Source organism: Clostridium polynesiense (genome assembly GCF_000820705.1).
GTDB classification, from domain to species: domain Bacteria; phylum Bacillota; class Clostridia; order Clostridiales; family Clostridiaceae; genus Clostridium_AA; species Clostridium_AA polynesiense.
Window position 1 is genome coordinate 37,338 of sequence record NZ_CCXI01000141.1, and the last position, 22,605, is coordinate 59,942.

The following is a 22,605-nucleotide window of genomic DNA, read 5'->3' on the forward strand; positions in this document are numbered from 1 at the left end:
TTATTTAAATTCTTCAGGATGAATTATTTTAGCTAAAGCTTCTACTCCTTCTGCTAACCTTGGTCCCTGTCTATCCAGAAGATTGTTATCTATAACAAAGACTTTATTATTTTTAACAGCATTTAAATCTTTATAACCCTCTGTAGTTAAGAATTCTGCCTTAAAATACTCAGGAAGTATTATTATTTCAGGATTCTTTTCAATGAGCTTTTCTTTGCTGTACTTCCAGCCTGTAGTATCTTTAGCAATGTTATCTCCGCCAGCCATGGTAATCATCTGATGTATATAGGTTTCTCCGGTACTTGTAAAATCCCCGCCATTTCCAAAGCCTACTACGTAATAAACGGATGGAGCCTTCTTATCTTTAACCTTTTCGTTAACCTTTTGAACCTTTTCCTTGATTCCTTTAACTACTTCATCGGATTTTTCAGAAGCATTTAATATTTTTCCTAAAGTATTCATAGATTCATATACACCGTCAAATTTATCATCACTATATAATGATACTACTTTTATACCTAATTCCTGAAACTTTTTAGCCACATCTTCTTTAAAATGAGTTGAAGCTATTACTAAATCAGGTTTTAATTCAACTATTTTTTCTATATCAGGCTTTTGAAGTGTTCCAATGTCCTGAACTTTTTTTGCTTCTTCAGGGAAGTCGCAGTATGTAGTTCTTCCTACAAGTTTATCGCCTTTTCCTAAAGCAAAGATCATTTCTGTTATATTAGGTGCTACAGATACAATTTTCTCAGGCTCCTTTTCTATTTTAATCTCAGTTCCCCTTGAATCCTTTATGGTTAAAGGATAGGAAGCTGCAGGCTTATTATTATCCTTTGGAGCTTCTGCAGGCTTAGTGCCGCAGGCAGATAATAATAACGTAAAAATTAATGAAAAAGTAATTATTAAATTCTTGCTGATTCTTTTCATGATTTAATCTCCTTTATTAATATATTTTTATATAAAATTTTTTATATCATTGACTTATCCCTTATATCCACCAGTTTTTCTGATTCCTCTTCCTGAATTCCTACTTCATTAAAGGATGCCATATGACCTGTCATATATAAAGCCGCCTCGATAATATTAAAAGCTAAGGGGCATCCGCTTCCTTCTCCAAGTCTCATATTTAAATCCAGCATCGGTGTCATTTTAATTTCTTTAAACAAGCTTTCTACAGCAATTTCTTCTGATTTATGAGATGCAAACATATAATCAAGAACTTCTTCTTTTAATTTGTAAGCACACAAGGCTGCTGCTCCTGAGATCAATCCATCTATTACTATAGCAACTTTATTTTTCGCTGCTCCCAAAAAGCATCCGCACATTCCTGCTATGTCCAAGCCTCCCACCTTTGATAAAACATCTATAACATCATTTTTATCAGGCTTATTAATATCAAGGCTCCTTTGTATAACCTCCATTTTGTTTTGGAACTGTTGAAGTGTAAGACCTGCTCCCATTCCAACTACGTCTTCAACCTTTAAATCTAAAAGTGAAGCAATAACCGCTGCACTGCTGGAGGTATTTCCAATCCCCATCTCTCCGGTTCCTATGAGGTCATACCCCTCCTTTACCAGATTATCCACTATTTCAATACCTGCTTCTATTGCTTTAATAGCCTCTTCCCTGCTCATTGCAGGGCCTATGCTCATATTCTTAGTACCCTTCATTATTTTTCTTGAAATTATTTTAGGATGGTTTATTTCATCCTTCACTCCGATATCCACTATAGTGAGGTCGGCTCCTGCAAATTCTGCAAGCACTCCTACCCCTGTAGTCATTTTAGGGAAGCAGTAAGTCATAAGTGTAGTTATACTCTGAGGGGCTGCACTTACACCTTCATCACAAACTCCGTTGTCTGCACACATTACCACCACTGTTTTCTTGTTAACCTTATTTATAGTCTTACCTGTAATACCTGCAAACTTCGCCCCTATCTCCTCCAGCTTTCCAAGGCTTCCAATGGGTTTTGCCAGGTTATCTATGTGCTGCTTTGCTTTCATTACAGCTTCTTTGTCTGAATGTGTAATTTCTTTTAAGGTTTCATCTAAAAGCATAATTTATATCTCCTTTTATAATTTTATATAAAGTTATTTAACGCATTAATGAGTTTATAATTTTTCTCCCTGTCTTTAACGGCAATTCTTATAAATCTGGAATCAAGACCTTTATAGCTTCTGCATCTCCTTATCAATATTCCTTCCTTCAGGCATTTTTGAAAAATGTCTTCATCCGTTGAACCCTTAAGCTTAATTAAAAGATAATTTGCCCGGCTTTTATATACCTTTTCTATATATGGAATTTTTTGAAGCTCAGTACTTAGATAGCCTCTTTCCTCTTGAATAAGCTCAACGGTTTTTTACTTATATTCCTTATCTTTAAATATGTATTTCAAAGCACCCTCTGCAAAGGAATTAACATTCCAGGGAAGCTGTTTTTTTCTTATTTCTTCTGCGGCACCACTATTGCTCATAACTGCATATCCAAATCTTATTCCCGGAAGAGCAAAAAACTTAGTTACAGCTCTTATAACTATTAGGCAGGAATATTCCATGGCTTCCTTTAAAAAGCTGTTTTCACTGCAGCCTGTAAACTCTATAAAAGCTTCATCTATTATTATGAGCTTACTGTTTTTCTCACAGTAATCCAAAATATCCGAAAAAGCCTTTTTATTTATAATTCCTCCATTAGGATTGTTTGGATTACCTATTATAAGGCCCTGACACTGTTTCATACTTTCTAAAATATCCTTATAATCGTATTCCATATCAGCGGTTAAATAGCTGTATTTCACCTCTACATGATGCTTTAATGCAGAACCTTCGTACTCACCAAAGGAAGGAACTGCTATACATAGCTTTTTTATAAGAGATAAAGAAAGGTCTATAAGCTCCGCAGCTCCATTGCCTAAAAGTATTTCCTCTCCCTCTTGGGGAAGATTCAGGTATTCTGACAGCCTTTTCTTGGATTCCCGATATTTAAGATCAGGATAATTCACTGCTTCCTCTAATATTTTATGGATATTATCCTTAAATTCCTGAGGAATTCCCAAAGGATTAATATTGGAGCTGAAGTCTAAAAGCTCTCTGCCCTTAAGCCTTCCCTCACTGTATATATCCCCTCCATGCTCTATTATGGTTTTTTCCATAGTTTTCTCCTTTTATAAAATCAAAAATATGAAAGCTTCTGATATTAATAAAAATAAAAGTTCTGTAATGAACATCAGCTTATTACTCATTTTTATATCTTGAAGGCTCAGAGGTCTTACAGCATCTCCAAGAGTAGGCTTTTCTACAGGGGTTCCGAAATATATATTTGTTCCTCCAAGCTCTATGCCTAAAGCACCGGCTGCAGCTGCTTCAGGATATGCACAATTAGGACTTTTATGATTATTCCTGTCCCTGAGCATAATCTTAAAACTTTTGAATATACTCCCCCCTATAAAAGGGGCTGAAATACACATTAAAGCACCGGTTACTCTTGATGGGATATAATTAAAAACATCATCTGTCTTGGCAGGAAAAAACCCCATGTATAAGTATTTATCATTCATATAGCCAAGCATTGAGTCCATGGTATTTACAGCCTTATAGGCCATAGCCAAAGGTGCTCCCCCTAGCAAGGCATAAAATAATGGTGCTATGACTCCGTCTGAAGCATTTTCCGCTACAGTTTCCACCGCTGCCCTTATTATCGACTTAGAAGAAAGTCCCCTTGTTTCTCTTCCTACGATGTAAGAAAGCTTTATTCTTGCATCTTCTAGATCTTCTTTAACCAAAGCTCCCTGTACCTTCATGCTTTCCTTATACAGGCTTTTTGCCGCAAGGACAGTCCAGAGAAATGAAATATTAACCAAGTGAAATAATATCTTATAGGGAAATAATAAATATAAAATTACAAAGGGAATGGAAAAACTTAATATAATCATGATGAGAACAATAAAACCTCCATAAGCTTTAAGGGCTTTATTGTCCTTTGCCCTAGCTCTTAATTTATTTTCCAGATTATTTATAAGCTTTCCCATATATATCACCGGATGAGGAAATCCATAAGGGTCTCCTATAATAAAATCAAGAAGTACAGCAATAAAGGTATCTATTGAGTTACTAATAAAAAAGCTCTCCATTATTTAATACCCATAATTCCGTAAATAGCATCTATATCCACATTTTCCCTCACTATGTCCGCTAATTTATTTATTTCATCATCTCTTATACTTTCATAAGGCTTAGATGCTTTCAGCTTTAATCCTTTATCTTTTCTTATTCTGTTCAATATATATTCCCTAAAATCTGTAGAATCAAATATTCCATGGATGTAGCTTCCTATGACATTTCCTCTTTCATTAAAGGTGCCATCGCTTTTAAGCTCACCGCTGCTGCCTCCCTTAATTTCACTTAAGGTGATAAAATTCCTTAAGCCAGGCTCCTTTATGGTAGTTCCCATATGGATTTCATAACCATATATTCTTCCACTGCTGCCCATATGGCTAAATTCACCCTTTACTCTGGTCATCACCTTTTCTGCCTCTAAAGCGGTAGTGATATTCAGTAAGCCCAGACCTTCTATGGATATATTGCTGCTTTCCACCTTTAAAGGGTCCTCTATTGTCCTTCCAAGCATTTGGTATCCACCACATATACCTATGATAAAACCGCTGGAGGAATATGACTTTATCTTCTCCTCTAAGCCGGCATTTCTTATGGTAATTAAGTCCGCAATGGTATTTTTGCTTCCGGGGATTATAAGCAAATCAGGCTTTCCAAACTCCTCTTTTGTATAAATAAATCTTACGCTGACATCCTCCTCAGTTCTCAAAGCATCTACATCGGTAAAATTTGATATATGAGGAAGCATAAGCACGGCTATATCTATAGGGGCATTTACCCTTCTGTTAATCTCCATCCTTGAGCCGTCTTCATCCTCCAATATATGAGTAAAATAAGGAACTACCCCTAGGCAGGGGGTTTGTATTATGTCCTCTATACTGTCAATTCCCGGCTGAAGAAGCTTTTTGTCACCTCGAAACTTATTTATAATCGTTCCCTTTACCCTGGCTTTTTCTTCTTGATTTAAAAGCAGCATAGTTCCTGCCAATGCTGCAAAAACCCCTCCCTTATCGATATCTCCTACCAATAATACCGGTGCATCTATAAGGTCAGCCAAGCCCATATTAACAATATCCTTATCCCTTAAATTAATTTCTGCCGGACTTCCTGCTCCCTCTATAACTATTATGTCAAAGCTTTTTTCCAGTTCCTGAAACTGTCCTTTGAGCATTTCTTTAAACTGAGGTTTAAGATTGTGATATTCCTCTGCATTATAGTTTCCATATACCTTTCCATTGACAATAACCTGACTTTTGGTATCTGAGGAGGGCTTTAACAAAATAGGATTCATATAAGACTGCGGCTCTAATCCTGCAGCATAAGCCTGAAGCACTTGAGCCCTGCCCATTTCCTTTCCGTCCAGGGTTATATAGGAGTTAAGAGACATATTTTGAGATTTATACGGACATACACTGTAACCATCCTGCATAAATATCCTGCATAACGCTGCGGTTAAGAGACTTTTCCCCACTGAGGAGGCGGTACCTTGTATCATTATCTTAGCCATGATATCTCCCCTTATTTTTAATTAGGCAACCATTTTTCAATGAAAATTTCCTTCTAAATAAATAAAAGCAGCATGCTTTTAGCACGCTGCTATTAGAATTCTAAATACAATAATAACTATCAATATCTAGATGAAAGCAGAAATTCTCCGCTTTATTCTAACAGCTTTCCCACCGAAAGCACATTAAAAAAAATTCTCAACAGGCAGGTCTCCTGGCTTATGATTCATCCTTCCCTTTACCCTTCCTCCACATTAAGGAGTGGTTAATTAAAGGTCAGTCATCAAATACAGTAGCGGGGGCTGCTGCGGGTTCTAACCGCATTCCCTTTTCACCTTTTTAAAAGGCACCTGATTGGTGCCAGGCACGTGACAAGTGACAAATGAATTTGTCACTTGTCACGTGCCTGGCACTTTTATTATAGATTAATATTGGAAATAATTCAATAAAAATAAATCTATTAAATGGAAGAAATTATAATAAGTGCTGTAAGCACTGATAATTCGTTTACCGCACCTAAGGAGTCTCCGGTAATTCCATTGATTTTGCTGTTGCATAACGCATTGAAACTCAAGGTTACAGTGATTACCCCTGCGGTTAATACCACCGCTTTAATGGGATCTGCTATAAGTGCTACTGCAGCAAAAGGCAGCAGGAAATTAATAATTACCTGCAGTAAACTCACATTGTTTATAAACAAATTACCAAGACCTCCGGTCTTTGCAGGTCTGCCAATTAATGAAATCAGAAGCATTGAGGCTCTGCTCAGCATGGGTATAACTATTATCATCAATGAAAGGGTATTGGAGGCAGCTATGAATTTATAGCTCTCAAACTTTATCAATATATTAATGACAATTCCTATACAGGCAAAGGTTCCTATACGGCTGTCCTTCATAATCTCTATTATCTTATCCTTACCTTTTGCAGCAAAATAACCGTCGCAGGTATCTCCGAATCCATCAATATGGAATCCTCCGGTTATAAAAATTTCCGCTAAAATGATTAATATGGATATAACGTAGGCTGGAAACAATTTTCTAAATATCAAGTAAAGAAGGTATTGAATACCTCCTACTATTAAACCTATTAAAGCAAAGAAGCCGGCTCCTCTTCTGAAATCTTCCTTTTGACAGGGAAGTGACCTCTTTACAGGAATCCTCGTTATCATCTGAACCATGAGTAAAAAACTTTCAAAATACCTCTTCATAATGTCCACCTACTTAAGCTTCAAAGGGATTCCGCAGGCTGTGAAATATACTTCATCGCTTAATTGTCCTAATACCTGATTAACCCTTCCCAGAATGTCTGCAAAGATTCTTCCCAGTCTGTATTCCGACACAAGTCCCCAACCCACTTCATTAGTAACTATAATAAGCTTTTTATCGCTGCTTTTTACCGCTTTTACAAGCTCCATAAACTCAAGGATTATTTCTTCCTCCAATTCTTTAATCTCTTCTCTTGTAATTTTCTCTACATCGGAATATTTATCAAAGATTAAATTTGTAACCATGGTTCCGGCACACTCTAATATGATTTTATCCTTATTTAATTTTTCTACCGCTTCTTTAAGGCCTTTATATCCTTCATATGTATCCCAATTTGGGTTTCTTGTCTCCCTATGCTTTCTAACCCTTTCCTCCATTTCTCTGTCCACAACCTTGGCAGTAGCTATGTATAATACATCATTACTGCCTCTGAAGTATTTTTCCGCAAAAGAACTCTTTCCGCTTCTCGTTCCTCCTGTAACTAAAACTATCTTTCCCATAAAAACAACCTTTCCTCCTAATAAACCCTGAGCTTATATCTTCTCGATGATCCAATTATTATATTCAAAGCTTAATATGCTTAATCCTCCGTTATATGAGGCAAACTTCCAATACAAATCTATATTACCGTCTAGTATATAGCAGTACATAAGTCTAATTATACCACCATGAGTAACTATGAGTACATTTTCCCCAGGATTATTCTCAAGTTCCTTCATAAAGCTTGTTACCCTCTCGAAGGCTTGTACAACACTCTCTCCCTGAGGTATTATATACTCCTTCCAGGATTTTTGCCATTCTTCACATTCTTCAGGATATTTCTTTTGTATTTCATCATAAGTTTTATTATCAAATATTCCAAAGTTTAGTTCATTAAGCCTTTCATCCTGAATTTTATCCACGGTGCTGCATATTATATCCGCGGTGTCCTTGCACCGGTGAGTGCAGCTTAAATAAATTTTCTGAAAGGTAGTACCCCTTAAATCCTCTTTTAATTTCTCTGCCTGCTTTATCCCTTTATCTGTGAGCTGCGCTTCATACAAGCCGCAGTATCTCTTCTCCACATTGCTTATAGTTTCCCCATGTCTTACTAAAAATATCTTCATAACTATTCCCCTTTAATGTACTCTGTTTAAATTTATTTTACACTAAATATTAAAAAAATAGACTGAAAGCTACACTTTAATTTATATTATTTCTTCTTCACCCATACGGATAAAGAGCCTCCGTTTACGGTAAAACAGCCATTACCTTCTTCATCAATAGTTATAACTTCTTCCCTGTTTCCTAAAAAATCCATCCAGCATTCCCCTGCTCTATGCTTTCCTACATTCATCACCTTTTCTCCTTCATCACCATTGCTCATTATAACCGCTGCTCCTGAGTCCTCAAATTCCTCCTCCCCCATCCTTACCCATCCAATTACATTGGGATGATTCAGATAATCTTCCTGAAGTCCATAAGTGTAGTGCTTTCGAAGCTCCAAAAGCTTATAAAGCATTTCTCTTTTGCCTTCAATAGGCTCCTCTCCTGATATTCCATAATAGTCTCCGTAAAATACGCAGGGATACCCATCTTTCCTGAGAAGTATCAGGGCATAAGCTAAGGGTTTGAACCAATCCTCTACCCAGGACTCTAAAGACTGTCCAGGCTGTGAATCATGGTTGTCTACAAAGGTTACAGCATGAAGAGGATTATTTTCCACCAATGTACCATTAAAAATAGTGCTGAAATCGTAGTTTCTGCCTTCTTCTGCTGCCAGGCAGAAATTATAGTGTAAAGCCACGTCGAATAAATCCAGCCCATAATCCACATTATCTAAATGCTGCTGAAGAACACCAAGTTCTCCCCTCCAGTATTCTCCCACAGCATAAATTTCTTCTTTTTCAGTATTTTCCCTTACATACTTTAAAAAGTCCTTAATAAACCAATCATTTATATGTTTAATGGCATCTAGCCTGAAACCATCCAGATTAAGCTCGTTAACAACCCAGACTCCCCAATTTATGACCTCCTTATAAACCTCCGGATGCTTATAATCTATATCTGCAAACATCAAATAATCATAATTTCCAAACTCATCGTCTACCTCATCTCCCCAGCCTTTGTTTTCACCTATTATCTTGTATATGGAGGATTTATCATTTTCAGCATTATAATCCGTACCGGTAAAATGGGTCCAATTCCATTTAAAATCTGAATACTTTTCACCTCTGCCGGAAAAATCAAACTTTGTCCAACCTTCTATTTCATAAGGCTTACTTAAAACTTCTTCCCTATTGTCTACGGCAACCTCCTGAGCCATAAATCTTTCTGTGCCGTCAGCTCCGGCTTTATGATTTAAAACAACGTCGAGATAAACCTGAATACCATTATTGTGAAGCTCTTCAATAGCCTCTATAAGCTCTTCTTTTGTTCCGTATTTAGTTCTTACAGTTCCCTTTTGATTGAATTCGCCTAAATCATAAAGGTCATATATTCCATACCCTGCATCCTCTTGTGTAAGTGCCTTAGTTGCCGGAGGAATCCAAACTGCAGAAACTCCTATTTCCGCTAAATGCTCCGCTTCATTCTTAAGTCCTTTCCAGTGATTACCATCATTAGGTACGTGCCATTCAAAAAATTGAAATAAAGTGTGATTAGCCATAAATAAACCTCCTTATGAAACAGCGTCACAAAAATAATAGTTTTATAAATGTATGATAAATAAGTTATATGAAATAATCAGCTTCTTAAATATATTAATTAAGAATAATACCTTATTCTATATCAAAGATGGTTAAAATGGTTAGTTATAATAAAAAATTTACACATGTATAAAAAATGTTACAATTTAAAGCCTTAATTTCTTAGATAATTTCCAAATACATTAACAATTCTTTAACTTTGGTTGTTGTAACCTTTTTGTGCTTGTAGAGGAATAACATTTCTCATATAATAACATTAATCATTTGAAAAGAGGGGATAGTATGAAATATAATATAAAGATATTTAGTGATTTTACATGTCCTTTCTGTTATTTAGGAAAAGGTATCGTCCGTGAACTTAAGAAAAATTTTATTATAGAAGATGAGTGGCTTGGATTTGAAGTGAATCCCGGCATTCCTGAAGATGGAATACCCTTATCACAATACTTTAAAGGGTTAGATACAAAGGATGTTCTTACTCCATTGAAAAAAAGAGCCAAACAATTCGGACTGCCCTTCCATGATGTAGAATACTTATATGATACCTCTTTAGCCTTAAAGGCTGCAGAGTATGCCAAAGAACAGCATAAATATGATGAATTTTCACTGGAAGTTTTTAAAGCATATTTTTCAGATGGGCTTAATATAAGCAAAGAAGAGGTTTTAAAGGAAATAGCAGAAAAGGCAGGACTTGATTCAACAGAAATGCTGATAAAAATAGAAACTGATGAATACCAAAGAAAAATAGATGAAAACCAGAATAAAGCCTCTATACATAATGTACAGAGCGTACCTACATTTATCATAAATGATGAGTATAAATTAACCGGAGCACAGCCTTTAGAGGTTTTCGAAGGCTTGCTGCTGGAAATATACAACAATAAGGCTTTTAACAAAAAAGATTAATATTAAATTCTTTAAGCTGTGAGAAGATTATATTTCTCACAGCTTTTTTGTTGTCCAAATTACACACTTTTGAATATTATGAATTAGTAAGAAAGGAGAGGATACAATGCCCAGTTTTGATGAATATGTGCTTAACATTAAAGCGCCTAAACAAAAAGAAAAGCAGGCGGTAGCTTTATCTGAGAAACCTGTCTCTCCTGAATTAGAAGCAACTTCAGGAGCAGAGGAGGTTCTGAAGCCTTTAAATCCTCAGAATAATATTAAATCTGACGTTATATTAAATTTAGATAAATTCCAAAATTCAAATTCTATTTTCGGGATTGTAAGTAAAGAAGACGGCAGTGCTCTAATGGATGCTTCTGTTGATCTTATGACTTTCACAAAGGAGGGATTAAAATCACTTAAAAGCACTTCTACAAGCGACCAGGGACAATACTTATTTTCTCAGCTTAATAATGGAGAATATCTAGTTCAGGTTTGTAAACCAGGATATATTACAGCAAACAGTGCTCAAATTACTTTAAGAGGTAATCAGAGCCTCTCAGAAAACATTCTCCTTAAAATAGATTCCAAAGCTTATACTGCTGATCTGGGAGGGAAAATTACTGATGGGGAAACCGGCCTTCCCATTGATAATATAATAGTAGCACTATATTCTATAATAAACAGCAGAGAAATACTTATAAAATCAACCCTGACAAATAATCAGGGGATGTACAGCTTCTCACTGCTTCCTCCGGGAGATTACAGGATAAAAGCTGCCTCTTTCAGAAAGGATGATGCTTGATCATGAGCAAAAAGAATTATTATCTTGGCAGCAGTGAAATTTTTTCCCTAAAACCCGGTGAAAACTACAACTGCAGCCTAACCCTCGAAGAATGTAAAACTAAATATAACACTATAGTTGTAGGCCGGGTGCTGCAGGGGGTAAATCCTTTGGAGGAAGCCCTTATCTTAATAACAAATAAAGAATCGAAGGTGCTTTATGAGACATATTCAGACTCCAACGGCATATTTTTGTTCAAAGAAATAGTTCCTAAAGGGGATTATAGGATTGTTGCCTCCTGCCCTTGCTATAAGACCTCAGAGCCTCAAAACGTCTCTATAGTAGAAAATACCCCTGTAAAAGTATATTTCAATTTAAAGGAGGATGCCTCCAGTGCTCGGGGAATTATTTACGGTACTGTAAAGGAAGCATTTACCGGAAATGCAGTGGTAAATGCTAGAATATATTTAAATTATAAAAATAGAAATATAAAATCCTCCGATAGTATTTCTAATTCTAAAGGAGAATACATCATTTACAATATACTTCCCGGTGAATATATTCTTCAGGCCGAATTTGAAAATTATCAGCCTTCACCTCCTATCAGCATAAAAATTGAGGAAAAGAATAAAATCCCCGTAGATATAATATTAAATAATAGTCCCGGCGTTACCGGCAGTATAACTGATGTAATAAAAGGTCCTCTACCACAGGAAAGCGCTGTGCCAGTATTTTTATATGAGCTAAGGGACAATAAAGAAATATTAAAAGAGATTCAAACCACCAATAGCGAAGGTCTATATGTATTTTCAAATTTAGGTCCCGGAATATACAAAGTAAAAGCAAACCTATTAACTCAAGGAGAATACGAAAAGGAATTTACCCTGTAAGTAACGGCAACTACGAAATGCCTCTACCACAGAGGAGTAGTAAAAAGAACTTAACCTATAATAAATAAAGAGATTAACCTTAATAATAAAAGAGATGCTGCTATCTAGTGAACTTAACAGAGCACTATATACAGCATCTCTTTTATTATTTAAAATTAGCTTTTATCTTCTTCCCTTGGCTTTTCCTTTTCCACTGTTTCCTTTATTTTTCTTACTATTCCTATCTTCATCATCATCCTCTTCATCATCATCCTCATCCTCTGACTTAGAAGAGGTCTTAACCACTACTTTCACTTCCTCCTTTGCCTTAACCTCGCCGCTGGCATTTCCATCAGCCTTATTTTCTGCAGGCGGAGCAGCCTCTTCACCGGCATTTACTTTTTCTTCAGACTTATCTTCCTCAGGCGGAGCAGTTTCTTCCTTTGCTGCTACCGAAGCTGCATTAACAGAAGTATTTTGCACCGGAGCTTTAGAGGAATCAGAATATTTATTTCTGCTTATATTAGATATAAGTGCTATTGATGAAGCGGACAGTATCAGTGTAATGAGAATTATAGTTCCTATGATCTTTTTAGCATATTTATTTGAATTGACATTTCCTTTAAATGAGTTAATATTTCCGGAGATTTGTGCTCCTACCTGGGTATCTGCATTTGCCTCATCTATATTTTGAGGAATTCTATAAAACTTTATGGTATTGCCTCCATCCATACTGTTAGCTTTAGATAAAACTGCATAATCCTCTGTAAAATCCCTGGCAGAAAGTAAATCCCCCTTAAATTCTTCTATAGATTTATATCTATCCCTTGGGTTTATCTGTAGAGATTTTCTTATAATATATTTATATTTGCTGTTCATATCTTCAGGATAAGTAGAGTCCTTAACAGGTTCCAATATGTTAGAGGGACTTTTACCAAAGAACATAAAGTACATCACTGCACCTAAACCATATATGTCCGTAGAGGTAGTAGTTTGCTCTTCTCCATACTGCTCAGGAGCTGCATATCCAAGTGATCCCATATAAACTGTATCTTTCATTTCTTCAGGCCTATATTCTCTGGAAATTCCAAAGTCTACAAGTACAATTTCTCCATTTGGTTTAAGCATTATATTAGAAGGCTTTAAGTCTCTGTATATTATTGGAGGATTAAGATTATGAAGATAACTTAAAATATCACTTAAATCTAAAATTATTCTTTCAATTTCTAATTCCCCTAGTTTACCATTATCGATCTTATTTTTTAAAGTTTCTCCTTTTATATAATCTTCAATCATATATAAGGTATCCCCTTCTTCATAGGTATCAAGTATATTGGGAATCCCTTTGTGCCTTAAATCTTTTAATATTCCTGGTTCTGCTAAATAATGTTCGTTTTCTTTATTTAAAGCTTTAACCGCCACGAGCTTTCCTGTACCGCTGCAGCTGCAAAGATATACCGTTCCCATTCCACCTTTACCCAGAAGTTTTTCAACTTTATATTTATCCCCAATCACTTGTCCGATTTTAAGCATTAAAACACCTCCTGTTACACTTAATTTCAAAACAATATAGTGTATGTTTATTTTATCTTATTTATTAGATTTTGTAAGTATTTAGAAAATAAATAATATATTAATGGTTAACTTCTGCTTAATGGTTGTGAAGCCTTAAAAAGAATTTTTAAAGGTAAATTTCACTAAAACACACTAAATATATATATTATCTTATAAAATCGGAGCAGGGATATAGCTGTATAGTGACAAAAAGAATTTATTTTTTTCACAATGTTAATATATTATATTTCAAAGATAAAAGAAAAGAGACCCAAAATGGCCTCTTTTACTTTATTTTAAACTGATTATTTATGAATAAATATTTTTTATGACATTTATTCTTTATCTTTAGCTCTCTTAAATATCTTAATTATTTCATTAGCTATTAAAGGAACTACAGCCAATGCGGAAACTATAATCCAGTCACTCATTATCAGGTCATTAACATTAAATACATTTGCAAGGAATGGAACAGTGATTACTATATCCTGAAGGAATATACCCACTGCAATAGCTCCTAAAAGATATTTATTGGTAAATAAACCTATTGAGAAAATGCTCTTCTTATCGTTTCTAAGGTTAAGTGAATGTATAAGCTGAGAAACACTTAAAACTATAAACGCCATAGTCTGTGCATGTATCAAAGCGCTACCCTTCAATACATCAGGTGATAAAGCAGCAAATCCTCTAAGTCCGGTTTCCTCTACAGCGCCTATATAGAAGGCTGCAAGGGTTAAAGCACCAATAAGTACACCATTAAATATCATAAAGGTAAGAGATCCTTTAAACAGGCTTTCTTTCGCAGATCTTGGCTTATTTTTCATAACATCCGGGTCACCTGGATCCATTCCCAAGGATAAAGCAGGAAGGGTATCAGTAATTAAGTTAACCCAAAGTATATGAATAGGCTCTAAAGGAGCTGCCCAGCCCAGGAGTATAGCAAAGAATAAAGCAGCTATTTCTCCTATGTTACAGGATAATAAGAAAGTAATTGACTTTTTGATATTAGCAAAAATGTTTCTTCCCTCTTCTACCGCCTGGATTATGGTGGAGAAGTTATCATCGGTAAGTACCATATCAGCAGCACCTTTTGCAACGTCTGTACCGGTTATACCCATAGCAACACCGATATCTGCTGCTTTAAGGGAAGGTGCATCATTAACTCCGTCTCCAGTCATGGATACTATGTTGTCATTAGCTTTGAAAGCTTTAACGATTCTAACCTTATGCTCAGGAGAAACTCTGGCAAATACTCTTAAATCCTTAACTCTGTTTGTCAATTCTTCATCAGTGATATTATCAAGTTCTGTACCTGATATACTCTGTTTTTCTTCATCTGCTATACCTAACTCCTTAGCTATTGCCAAAGCAGTCTTTTTATGGTCACCGGTTATCATTATAGTAGTGATACCTGCTTTTTTACATGTCTCTATAGAATCTTTAACCTCTTCTCTAGGAGGATCTATCATACCTACAAGTCCTATAACCACTAAGTCCTTTTCTATGTCTTCAGGCTCTATTTCATGGGTAGGAACTTCTCTGAAAGCAAATCCAAGAACTCTTAAAGCATCCTCAGACATGGAGTTAGATGCATCCATTATTTCTTTTTTAATTTCTTCTGTAAGAGGTTTTATTTCCCCATTTAGATATAAACCTTTAGATATTTGTAAAATATTATCTATTGCACCCTTAGTCATTATAAGATGCTTATCTCCATAATGATTTATGGTACTCATGAGCTTTCTGTCTGAATCGAAAGGCAGCTCATTATTTCTGTTATGCTCCTTGTTTAACGCTTCCTTTGTTATTCCATAATTTATAGCTAAATCCAAAAGTGCGATTTCTGTAGGGTCTCCGGTTTTGGAATCCTTATTTGAAGTAGCATCGTTACACAGGGTCATATTTTCTAAAAATAGTTTTTCTACATCGTCATTTATATCAACTTCGCCGCTGTTTTTAAGCTTTCCGTTAACATATACCTTTGTAACTGTCATTTTGTTTTGAGTAAGGGTACCTGTCTTATCTGAACATACTACATTAACAGCTCCTAAGGTTTCCACTGCAGGAAGCTTTCTTACTATGGCATTATGCTTAACCATTCTCTGTACGCCGATAGCAAGGACTATAGCAACAATAGCAGGAAGTCCTTCAGGGATTGCAGCAACTGCCAGTGATATAGCTGTAAGGAACATTTCAAAAAGATCTCTCTTTTGAATGATTGCTATACCAAACATCAATACACAAATAACTAAGGCAGCAATTCCAAGAAGCTTACCTATTTCAGCAAGTTTCTTTTGAAGAGGAGTCTGTTCATCAACATTCTGCTCCAGCATCTTAGCGATTTTACCTATTTGAGTTCCCATTCCTGTAGCTATGGCTATACCTTCTCCACGTCCATAAGTAACTAATGTGGACATGAATGCCATATTTTTTTGATCTCCCAAAGCAACATCAGTATCATTTAAAACCATTCCTGCATCTTTATCTACAGGTACAGATTCTCCGGTTAATGCTGATTCTTCCACCTTAAGGTTTGCAGAGCTTATAAGTCTTAAATCACAGGGTACATATCTTCCAGCATCCAGTATTACTATATCTCCTGGAACGATATTTTTTGAATCCACCTCAAAGGTATCTCCATTTCTTCTTACGTAAGCTTTTGGAGTGGACATTTGCTTTAATGCTTCCATAGCCTTTTCAGCCTTGGATTCCTGAGCTACTCCAATCACCGCATTCAATACTATTACTATGGTGATTATTATCGCTTCGTTTATCTCTCCGGTAAAGCCTGAAATTAATGCAGCTACCACCAGAATATAGATTAAAGGGTCGTTTAACTGAGCGATAAAAAGTTGAAGTATTGACTTTTTCTTTTGAGTAGTAAGCTGGTTTTCACCATACTTTTCCAACCTGGCATTTACTTCTTCTGTAGATAGTCCTGTTTGCGGATCAACGTTAAACTCTTTAAGTGCTTTATCTACATTTTCGTTGTAATACATGAACTTATCCTCCTTATTAGAACATTTTAAGCATACCTTATAAAAATTATTAATGACAACAAAAAGACCTTTGCACTGAAACTCCCAGCGCAAAGGTCTTGCATCTTAGTAATCATCCGGGATTAATCCGTAGTGACGAATGATTAACGCAGTGAGCGTATGCTACTCCCCTTATAGATTTATTTTACAGCATTTATAGTGCATGTCAATATGCATTATGCTTAATTAACAAATTTTATAAACTAAGTTAATTAACTATTAAAAGGGGAATTCTCTAGTATTTCATACACTTTTTCTGCTACACCATCTGCTGATGCTGGATTTTGCCCTGTTACAAGATTTCCAGATACTTCTACATGAGAGGTCATAGGTATAACCGCTTTATGATAATCTGCTCCTCTATTTTTAATTTCATCCTCTAAAGAAAAAGGAATATTATCCTTAGCTGCTACTATTACCTCTTCCGCATTAGAAAAGCCCGTTACACGCTTTCCCTCTAAAAGATACCTTCCGTTAGAAAGCCTTACATTTAAGAGTCCACTCTGACCGTGGCATACTGCAGCTACTATACCTCCGGCTTCGTAAATATTTTTAACTATTTCCTGAAGATTTATACTATCAGGAAAATCCATCATAGTGCCGTGTCCTCCTGCAAAGTAAACCCCATCATAATATTCCCACTGTACCTGCTCCGGTGCCAAGGAATTATTAAGCTTTTCCATGAAGGCTGCATCCTCATAATAATCCTTTGAAGGTTTAGTTAAGGTAAGAGGATTTATACTCAGCTTATCTAAAGGAACAGTTCCTCCCAAAGGACTGCATATATCCACCTGGAAACCTTTCTTAACAAAATAATCATAAAAATCTATAAGCTCACTGAGCCATAGCCCGCTTTCTCTATCATTAGGAAGCATTTTTGCGTTAGTTACCACTGTAAGCATTCTCTTTTTCATTATGAAACCTCCTGTTTCTATGATTTTAAATTTGTAAGAAGCATATCTTTAGTCAAACCACTTTTATTATATTTTTAAACAGCTTCTTTAACTATGCTTTTTAATTATCTTCTTTAAGGTCAGATATTATAAGCCATATTATTACAATACCTTATTATTATGAATATACCTTTATGGTTTTCTTATAATTGTATGAATATTTACCTAAAAAATGGGTGCACCCCTCGGGTGGGTTCCTTTTTATGGAACCACCCCAGGGGTGCACCCATTTTTTTACACCACATATTTTAGATTAAATACACCTTTTCATTTGAGGAAAATTTGATTATAATCTATATTAATTAACAATTATTATAGGTTATTCCCAGGAGAGGAGCATATATATGGACAGCGCAAAATTTAAGGCCTTTGTGGTAAAAGAAATTGAAGATAAAAAATATATAAGAGAAATAGTTGAAAAGAATATAGATGACCTTCCGGAAGGTGAAGTTCTAATGGAAGTTCAATACTCGTCATTAAACTATAAGGATGCTCTATCTGCACATGGCAATAAAGGAGTTACAAGGAATTATCCCCATACCCCAGGCATAGATGCTGCAGGCATAGTGGCAGAAAGCAGCAGTAATGCTTTTGCTAAGGGAGATAAAATTTTGATAACAGGATATGATTTAGGAATGAATACCTCCGGAGGTTTTCAGCAGTATATAAGGGTTCCATCCTCATGGGTTATTAAGCTTCCCGACAACTTAAGCCTTAAAGAAGCAATGACCTACGGCACTGCCGGTTTTACTGCGGCATTATCAGTATATAAGCTGATTTCTTCAGGAATCAAGCCTGAGGATGGTGAAATATTAGTTACCGGCTCCACAGGAGGGGTAGGAAGCATTGCCGCTGCTCTACTTGCAAATTTAGGCTATTTAGTGGTGGGGGTAACAGGAAAACAGGATAAGAGGGAAATGCTTTTAGACTTAGGTGTTTATGATGTTATTTCCAGAGAAGAAGCAGATGATAAATCAGGAAAGCCCCTTTTAAAAGGAAGGTGGGCTGGAGTAATTGATACTGTAGGAGGAAATATACTTGCCACAGCTATTAAATCCACTGAATATGGCGGTGTGGTGACCTGCTGCGGAAATGCAGCTTCAGCAGAGCTTCCAGCCAGCGTATATCCTTTTATATTGAGAGGCATTTCACTTTTAGGAGTGGATTCTGTTCAGTGCCCTATAGATTTAAGGCTGAAGATATGGGAGCTGCTTTCTTCGGACTGGAAGGTAGATATCTCCTCTAATGTAGAGGAAATCACCTTAGAGGAACTGGAGCAGAAAATAAATCTCATCCTTCAGGGTAAAATATCAGGAAGAGTTATAGTTAATCTAAAAAAATAAACATATATAATCCCATACTTCATAATTAAAGCCCTCCGCTTCAGGTTTTATAATCAATAAACCTAAAACAGGGGCTTTAATTAATTTACATCTAAAACACTAAAATCTCTTAGACTAAACCATCCCAAACAAAACGGTGTTTTCTAGATAAATGTGCATAAAAAGATCCTTTTCTAAGGCATCCAGCTTAGAATATACAAGTCTATAGGTATTACATCCATCCTCAGGAGGCGTAAAGTCCCCGGTAAGCTTCTCTATCTCTTTAAGTATATCTCCCGCTGCATCATGTTCTTCTTCCGTATCCAATATAAACTGCTGGATTTCCTCTAAACCTTCTGCATCCTTGTTTGCAAAGTATTCTGTCATAAGAGGAAAAAGATTTTCCTCCTCCTTCACAAGATGCTCCTCAAGCTCTATCTTTAAGCCGCCAAAGAGCCTATGAAGTTTTAAAAGTTCCTCGCCGTGGCTTTTAAAGTGAACCTTTAAGATTTTTGTCATTAGAAAATCTATATCCTTCAATTCCTTCTTTGTATATTGATGATGGGAATTGATTATGTGCTTAATAAGCTTCTGAGGCTCCTCCCTTCTCCAGTCCTTATATTCTGAAGCCTCTTTTACAAAACTTTCATAAGCAGAATTCATTTTTTTTAGAAATTCCTGCTCTGGAATATTCTTTTCTTTTAGCGCCTCTTTTAAAGTGTCGTGTCCTCCACAGCAATAGTCTATCTTATACTCATTAAATATTTCAGCGGAACCTGGAAATACGGAAACTATCTCTCCTAGATTCTGACCGCCTGATACCTCATATTTTACATCCATCATGATATTTATAGAGGAGGCATATAACCGTCAAAGTAAACCTCCTCCTCAGCCCTCCTTTTAATATATTTATTTCATGGTTGCATTTAAAATCCTATCTTCTTTTTCTATATTACATTCCGTTTAAAAGCAGTTCAGCGGTATACACAGAAGCTCTTTCAATCTGCTTTAAAGCATCCCCTTTAGGAGAAAATCTAATCCTTATTGGGAACATCACGTCAGTCATACCGGTGGATTTAATTATGTCAGCGGTATTTAAAAGCTTAATATCAGTTTCTCTTAAATAATCCTGCACAACCTCAATGGCTTCACCGCTCCATCCATAAGAACCGAATACTCCTCCGATTTTATCCTTAAGATCTATATTTTTAAGTTCCTTTAACAAATCCTCCAGACCTCCTATCATATCCGCATACCTTGTAGATGTTCCAAAAAATACTCCATCAGCTTCCTTTACAGCCCTTAAAGCTTCCTCTCCGGAGGCTTTATTTACATCTATTACCTCTACAGCAATACTGTTCATTTCCAGATTATCCTTTATTATATTTCCTACCTTTTTAGTATTTCCTGTCATAGTAGAGTAGATTATCACAGCCTTTTTATCCTTAACTGTATTTCTGCTCATCACATCATACATATTTATAAATTCCTTAACATTGCTTCTTAATATATATCCATGAGATGGAGCTATAATATCTATCTCTATATCTTTAATCTTATTTATCATATCCTGAACGTACTTTCTGTGAGGATGCATTATAAGCTTATAATATACCTTAAAATCTTCTATAATATCTTCTTTAGCCAGGTCATTGAAATATTCATAATTTGCTACATGAGTGCTGAATATGTCACAGGGGAATAATATCTTATCCTCTTCACAGTAGGTTATCATGGTTTCTTCTGTATGAAGGTAAGGAGTTTCAATAAACCTTAAGTTTTTCCCTCCTATGTCTAGCCTGTCTCCATCTTTAACTACAAGAAACTCCCTATTGTGAAGCTTATACATTTCTTTAAGCTCCTCTACAGCAGGCTCTGTACATACAATAATGGCATTCTTAGCTTTAGCTGCAAGGCTTCCCAGGCCACCGGAATGATCAGGCTCTGTATGATTTATCACTATATACTTTATATCCTCTAAAGGAATCAGTTCCTTTAAATTTTCTACAAACTCTCTTCCAAAGCTTATATCCACAGTGTCTATAACCGTAGGAAGTCCAGTTTTCAAAAGATAGCTGTTATAGGTAGTCCCCTTTGTAAGTGTAAGTCTATGAAAAGGAACATCTCTGTCATCAATTTTTCCTACCCAATAAATGTTTTCTCCCAACATAATTTTATCCTGCATATTTACTCCTCCTTAAATAATTTAAATCTTTATTTATATGATTAAGCTTTAAAACTTTTATTTATTACTCATCCTTATTACATCTTCATTTTATATGTTCAAAGAATTATAAAATATGATTCAAATCACAATTTAAAAGTTTTATAAAAAATAAAAAAGCCGTAAAATCATAAGTAAAAATGATTTTACAGCTTTTAATTATCTATAAGTTATTTATTCTAAAAAAGCTCTTAAAGCTTTTTCATCCTTTATAATAAGTATCTTATTTCCTTTAAGCTCAACTATTCCTTCCTCTTCAAGACCATTAAGCTTTCTGCTTATAGTTTCTCTTGCTACCCCTGAATAATTAGCCATTTCTTCTCTATTTATAGGAAGTTTGATCTCAATTCCCTGTGAGGTTTTTATACCGTATTTTTCTCCGAATTCAAGTATCATATATGCAACTCTAAGCTCAGCGTCATTGGTAGCTAGATTTTGAGCCAGATTTTCCGTTTCTGCAAGCCTCCTGGTTACCTCCTTAAGAAGCTTTAGTGAAATTTCAGGATTGGCTAGTAGTATTTCATCCATAGCATTTTTGGCTAAGGTGCATATTTTAACCTCAGATACAGCATAAGCGCTGAAATTATATCTTTCACTTCCTCCAAAGAGATTCATTTCTCCGAAAAAATCCCCGCTGGAAAGTATATGAACTATCTGCTCCTTGCCTTCCTTTGTAACCTTAGAAAGCTTAACCTGTCCCTCATTTAAAATAAATAAGGTCTGGGAGGTTTCCCCTTCCCTACATATAACATCACCTTTTTTGTAGGTCTTATGCCCGGTCATGGAAATTATCTTTCTTAGATCATTGTCAGAAAGAAAGGAGAATATAGGTACCTTAGCTGCGCAAAGGTTATGCCTGCATCTGTTACAGCCTATTTCTATCAAGTATCTCACCTGCTTTAATAATAGTATTTCTACACTCTTATGTTACTATTAACTTCAATATCTATCAAGATTTTCCTTATACTTCATACTTTAATTTTAATGACTTTTTCATTAAAGTTTATTTGTCAGAAGTATTCTTTTCCATCTTGATTCTCTGGCTGCTCTGAGCATTGTTCATTATGTTCAATAAGTCATGGACAAAGTTTGCTCCCCTGGACACCACTATACCAGTACATATTATTCCTACTACCAGATGAGCGGAATGAAGTCCGGCAAGGGTTAAAATATCCATTTTAGTAGCCAGGGCAAGAAGTATTCCTAAAAGCAGAGCCCCTATCCTATCAAGGGATATCTTCCCATTCTGCCAGGTCATTTTTATAGTTTCCCAGGTAGCCTCGCATAAAGCAGCAACAAGTATTATTTTAAACAGTTCCATAATATCACCTACAAAATATTTCTTTATATAAATATATTTTATGGTCCTATAATTAATTCAGCTTTATCTATAAAAAGAGA

General features: G+C 35.6%; 19 protein-coding genes, 1 pseudogene and 1 riboswitch. Of the genes and pseudogenes, 4 read left to right on the forward strand and 16 right to left on the reverse strand.

Going from position 1 to position 22,605, the window contains the following annotated elements:
- The 9 genes and pseudogenes from TA89_RS14155 to TA89_RS14195 all read right to left on the reverse strand — a co-directional run bounded on the left by TA89_RS14155 (position 1) and on the right by TA89_RS14195 (position 9,532).
- Complete coding sequence (locus tag TA89_RS14155; RefSeq protein WP_040214299.1) at positions 1–930, reverse strand: ABC transporter substrate-binding protein; 930 nt, start codon at positions 928–930, stop codon at positions 1–3.
- Between the two features lie 41 nt (positions 931–971).
- Positions 972–2,063, reverse strand: a complete 1,092-nt coding sequence (cobT, locus tag TA89_RS14160) for a nicotinate-nucleotide--dimethylbenzimidazole phosphoribosyltransferase (protein ID WP_040214301.1) — start codon at positions 2,061–2,063, stop codon at positions 972–974.
- A gap of 20 nt (positions 2,064–2,083) precedes the next feature.
- Positions 2,084–3,151 (reverse strand): annotated as a pseudogene (locus tag TA89_RS14165) (pyridoxal phosphate-dependent aminotransferase).
- A 12-nt stretch (positions 3,152–3,163) separates the two neighbouring features.
- The gene (gene cbiB, locus TA89_RS14170; protein WP_040214303.1) at positions 3,164–4,129 is read right to left on the reverse strand and encodes an adenosylcobinamide-phosphate synthase CbiB; all 966 of its coding nucleotides are present in this window, start codon (positions 4,127–4,129) and stop codon (positions 3,164–3,166) included.
- On the reverse strand, positions 4,129–5,619 hold the full coding sequence (locus TA89_RS14175; RefSeq protein ID WP_040214305.1) for a cobyric acid synthase: 1,491 nt from the start codon (positions 5,617–5,619) through the stop codon (positions 4,129–4,131). Before TA89_RS14175 ends, cbiB begins: the two co-directional genes overlap by 1 nt.
- Before the next feature lie 185 nt (positions 5,620–5,804).
- Positions 5,805–5,986: riboswitch (cobalamin riboswitch) on the reverse strand.
- Positions 5,987–6,077: 91 nt separating this feature from the next.
- Positions 6,078–6,827 carry an adenosylcobinamide-GDP ribazoletransferase gene (gene cobS / locus TA89_RS14180; RefSeq protein ID WP_040214306.1) on the reverse strand — a complete coding sequence of 250 codons (750 nt, stop codon included), beginning with the start codon at positions 6,825–6,827 and terminating at the stop codon, positions 6,078–6,080.
- A 9-nt stretch (positions 6,828–6,836) separates the two neighbouring features.
- Positions 6,837–7,385, reverse strand: a complete 549-nt coding sequence (gene cobU / locus TA89_RS14185) for a bifunctional adenosylcobinamide kinase/adenosylcobinamide-phosphate guanylyltransferase (RefSeq protein ID WP_040214308.1) — start codon at positions 7,383–7,385, stop codon at positions 6,837–6,839.
- A 33-nt stretch (positions 7,386–7,418) separates the two neighbouring features.
- Complete coding sequence (cobC, locus tag TA89_RS14190; RefSeq protein ID WP_040214311.1) at positions 7,419–7,991, reverse strand: alpha-ribazole phosphatase; 573 nt, start codon at positions 7,989–7,991, stop codon at positions 7,419–7,421.
- A gap of 86 nt (positions 7,992–8,077) precedes the next feature.
- Complete coding sequence (locus TA89_RS14195) at positions 8,078–9,532, reverse strand: alpha-amylase (RefSeq protein ID WP_040214312.1); 1,455 nt, start codon at positions 9,530–9,532, stop codon at positions 8,078–8,080.
- A 322-nt stretch (positions 9,533–9,854) separates the two neighbouring features.
- Between TA89_RS14195 and TA89_RS14200 the strand changes: the two genes are divergently transcribed.
- The 3 genes from TA89_RS14200 (at position 9,855) to TA89_RS14210 (ending at position 12,134) form a co-directional block, all read left to right on the forward strand.
- Positions 9,855–10,478, forward strand: coding sequence for a DsbA family oxidoreductase (locus tag TA89_RS14200; protein ID WP_040214314.1), 624 nt, complete (start codon positions 9,855–9,857; stop codon positions 10,476–10,478).
- A gap of 106 nt (positions 10,479–10,584) precedes the next feature.
- Positions 10,585–11,265, forward strand: coding sequence for an MSCRAMM family protein (locus tag TA89_RS14205; protein WP_040214315.1), 681 nt, complete (start codon positions 10,585–10,587; stop codon positions 11,263–11,265).
- Positions 11,266–11,267: 2 nt separating this feature from the next.
- Positions 11,268–12,134: an MSCRAMM family protein gene (locus TA89_RS14210; protein WP_040214317.1), complete on the forward strand. Its 867-nt coding sequence runs from the start codon at positions 11,268–11,270 to the stop codon at positions 12,132–12,134.
- A gap of 162 nt (positions 12,135–12,296) precedes the next feature.
- Here the strand turns inward: TA89_RS14210 and TA89_RS17805 are convergent, their stop codons facing one another.
- The 3 genes from TA89_RS17805 to TA89_RS14225 form a co-directional block, all read right to left on the reverse strand.
- Positions 12,297–13,646, reverse strand: a complete 1,350-nt coding sequence (locus TA89_RS17805) for a serine/threonine-protein kinase (RefSeq protein ID WP_052447523.1) — start codon at positions 13,644–13,646, stop codon at positions 12,297–12,299.
- Between the two features lie 356 nt (positions 13,647–14,002).
- A complete protein-coding gene (locus TA89_RS14220; RefSeq protein WP_040214318.1) occupies positions 14,003–16,666 on the reverse strand; it encodes a cation-translocating P-type ATPase in 2,664 nt (887 codons plus the stop codon).
- 251 nt (positions 16,667–16,917) lie between these two features.
- Positions 16,918–17,619, reverse strand: a complete 702-nt coding sequence (locus TA89_RS14225) for a type 1 glutamine amidotransferase domain-containing protein (protein ID WP_040214321.1) — start codon at positions 17,617–17,619, stop codon at positions 16,918–16,920.
- A gap of 383 nt (positions 17,620–18,002) precedes the next feature.
- Here TA89_RS14225 and TA89_RS14230 point away from each other — a divergent pair, with 383 nt between their 5' ends.
- Positions 18,003–19,001 carry a YhdH/YhfP family quinone oxidoreductase gene (locus TA89_RS14230; protein ID WP_040214323.1) on the forward strand — a complete coding sequence of 333 codons (999 nt, stop codon included), beginning with the start codon at positions 18,003–18,005 and terminating at the stop codon, positions 18,999–19,001.
- 114 nt (positions 19,002–19,115) lie between these two features.
- On the opposite strand, the gene ric is transcribed toward TA89_RS14230, so the two are convergent.
- From ric to TA89_RS14250, 4 genes are all read right to left on the reverse strand, one after another.
- A complete protein-coding gene (ric, locus tag TA89_RS14235) occupies positions 19,116–19,823 on the reverse strand; it encodes an iron-sulfur cluster repair di-iron protein (RefSeq protein WP_242850153.1) in 708 nt (235 codons plus the stop codon).
- A gap of 109 nt (positions 19,824–19,932) precedes the next feature.
- On the reverse strand, positions 19,933–21,165 hold the full coding sequence (locus tag TA89_RS14240) for an FprA family A-type flavoprotein (RefSeq protein ID WP_040214324.1): 1,233 nt from the start codon (positions 21,163–21,165) through the stop codon (positions 19,933–19,935).
- Between the two features lie 213 nt (positions 21,166–21,378).
- Positions 21,379–22,089 (reverse strand): Crp/Fnr family transcriptional regulator, encoded by a 711-nt coding sequence (locus TA89_RS14245; protein ID WP_040214326.1) that lies wholly within the window; start codon positions 22,087–22,089, stop codon positions 21,379–21,381.
- A 118-nt stretch (positions 22,090–22,207) separates the two neighbouring features.
- Entirely contained in the window at positions 22,208–22,525 is a 318-nt protein-coding gene (locus TA89_RS14250) for a hypothetical protein (RefSeq protein ID WP_040214329.1), read from the reverse strand.
- Between the last annotated feature and the right edge of the window lie 80 nt (positions 22,526–22,605).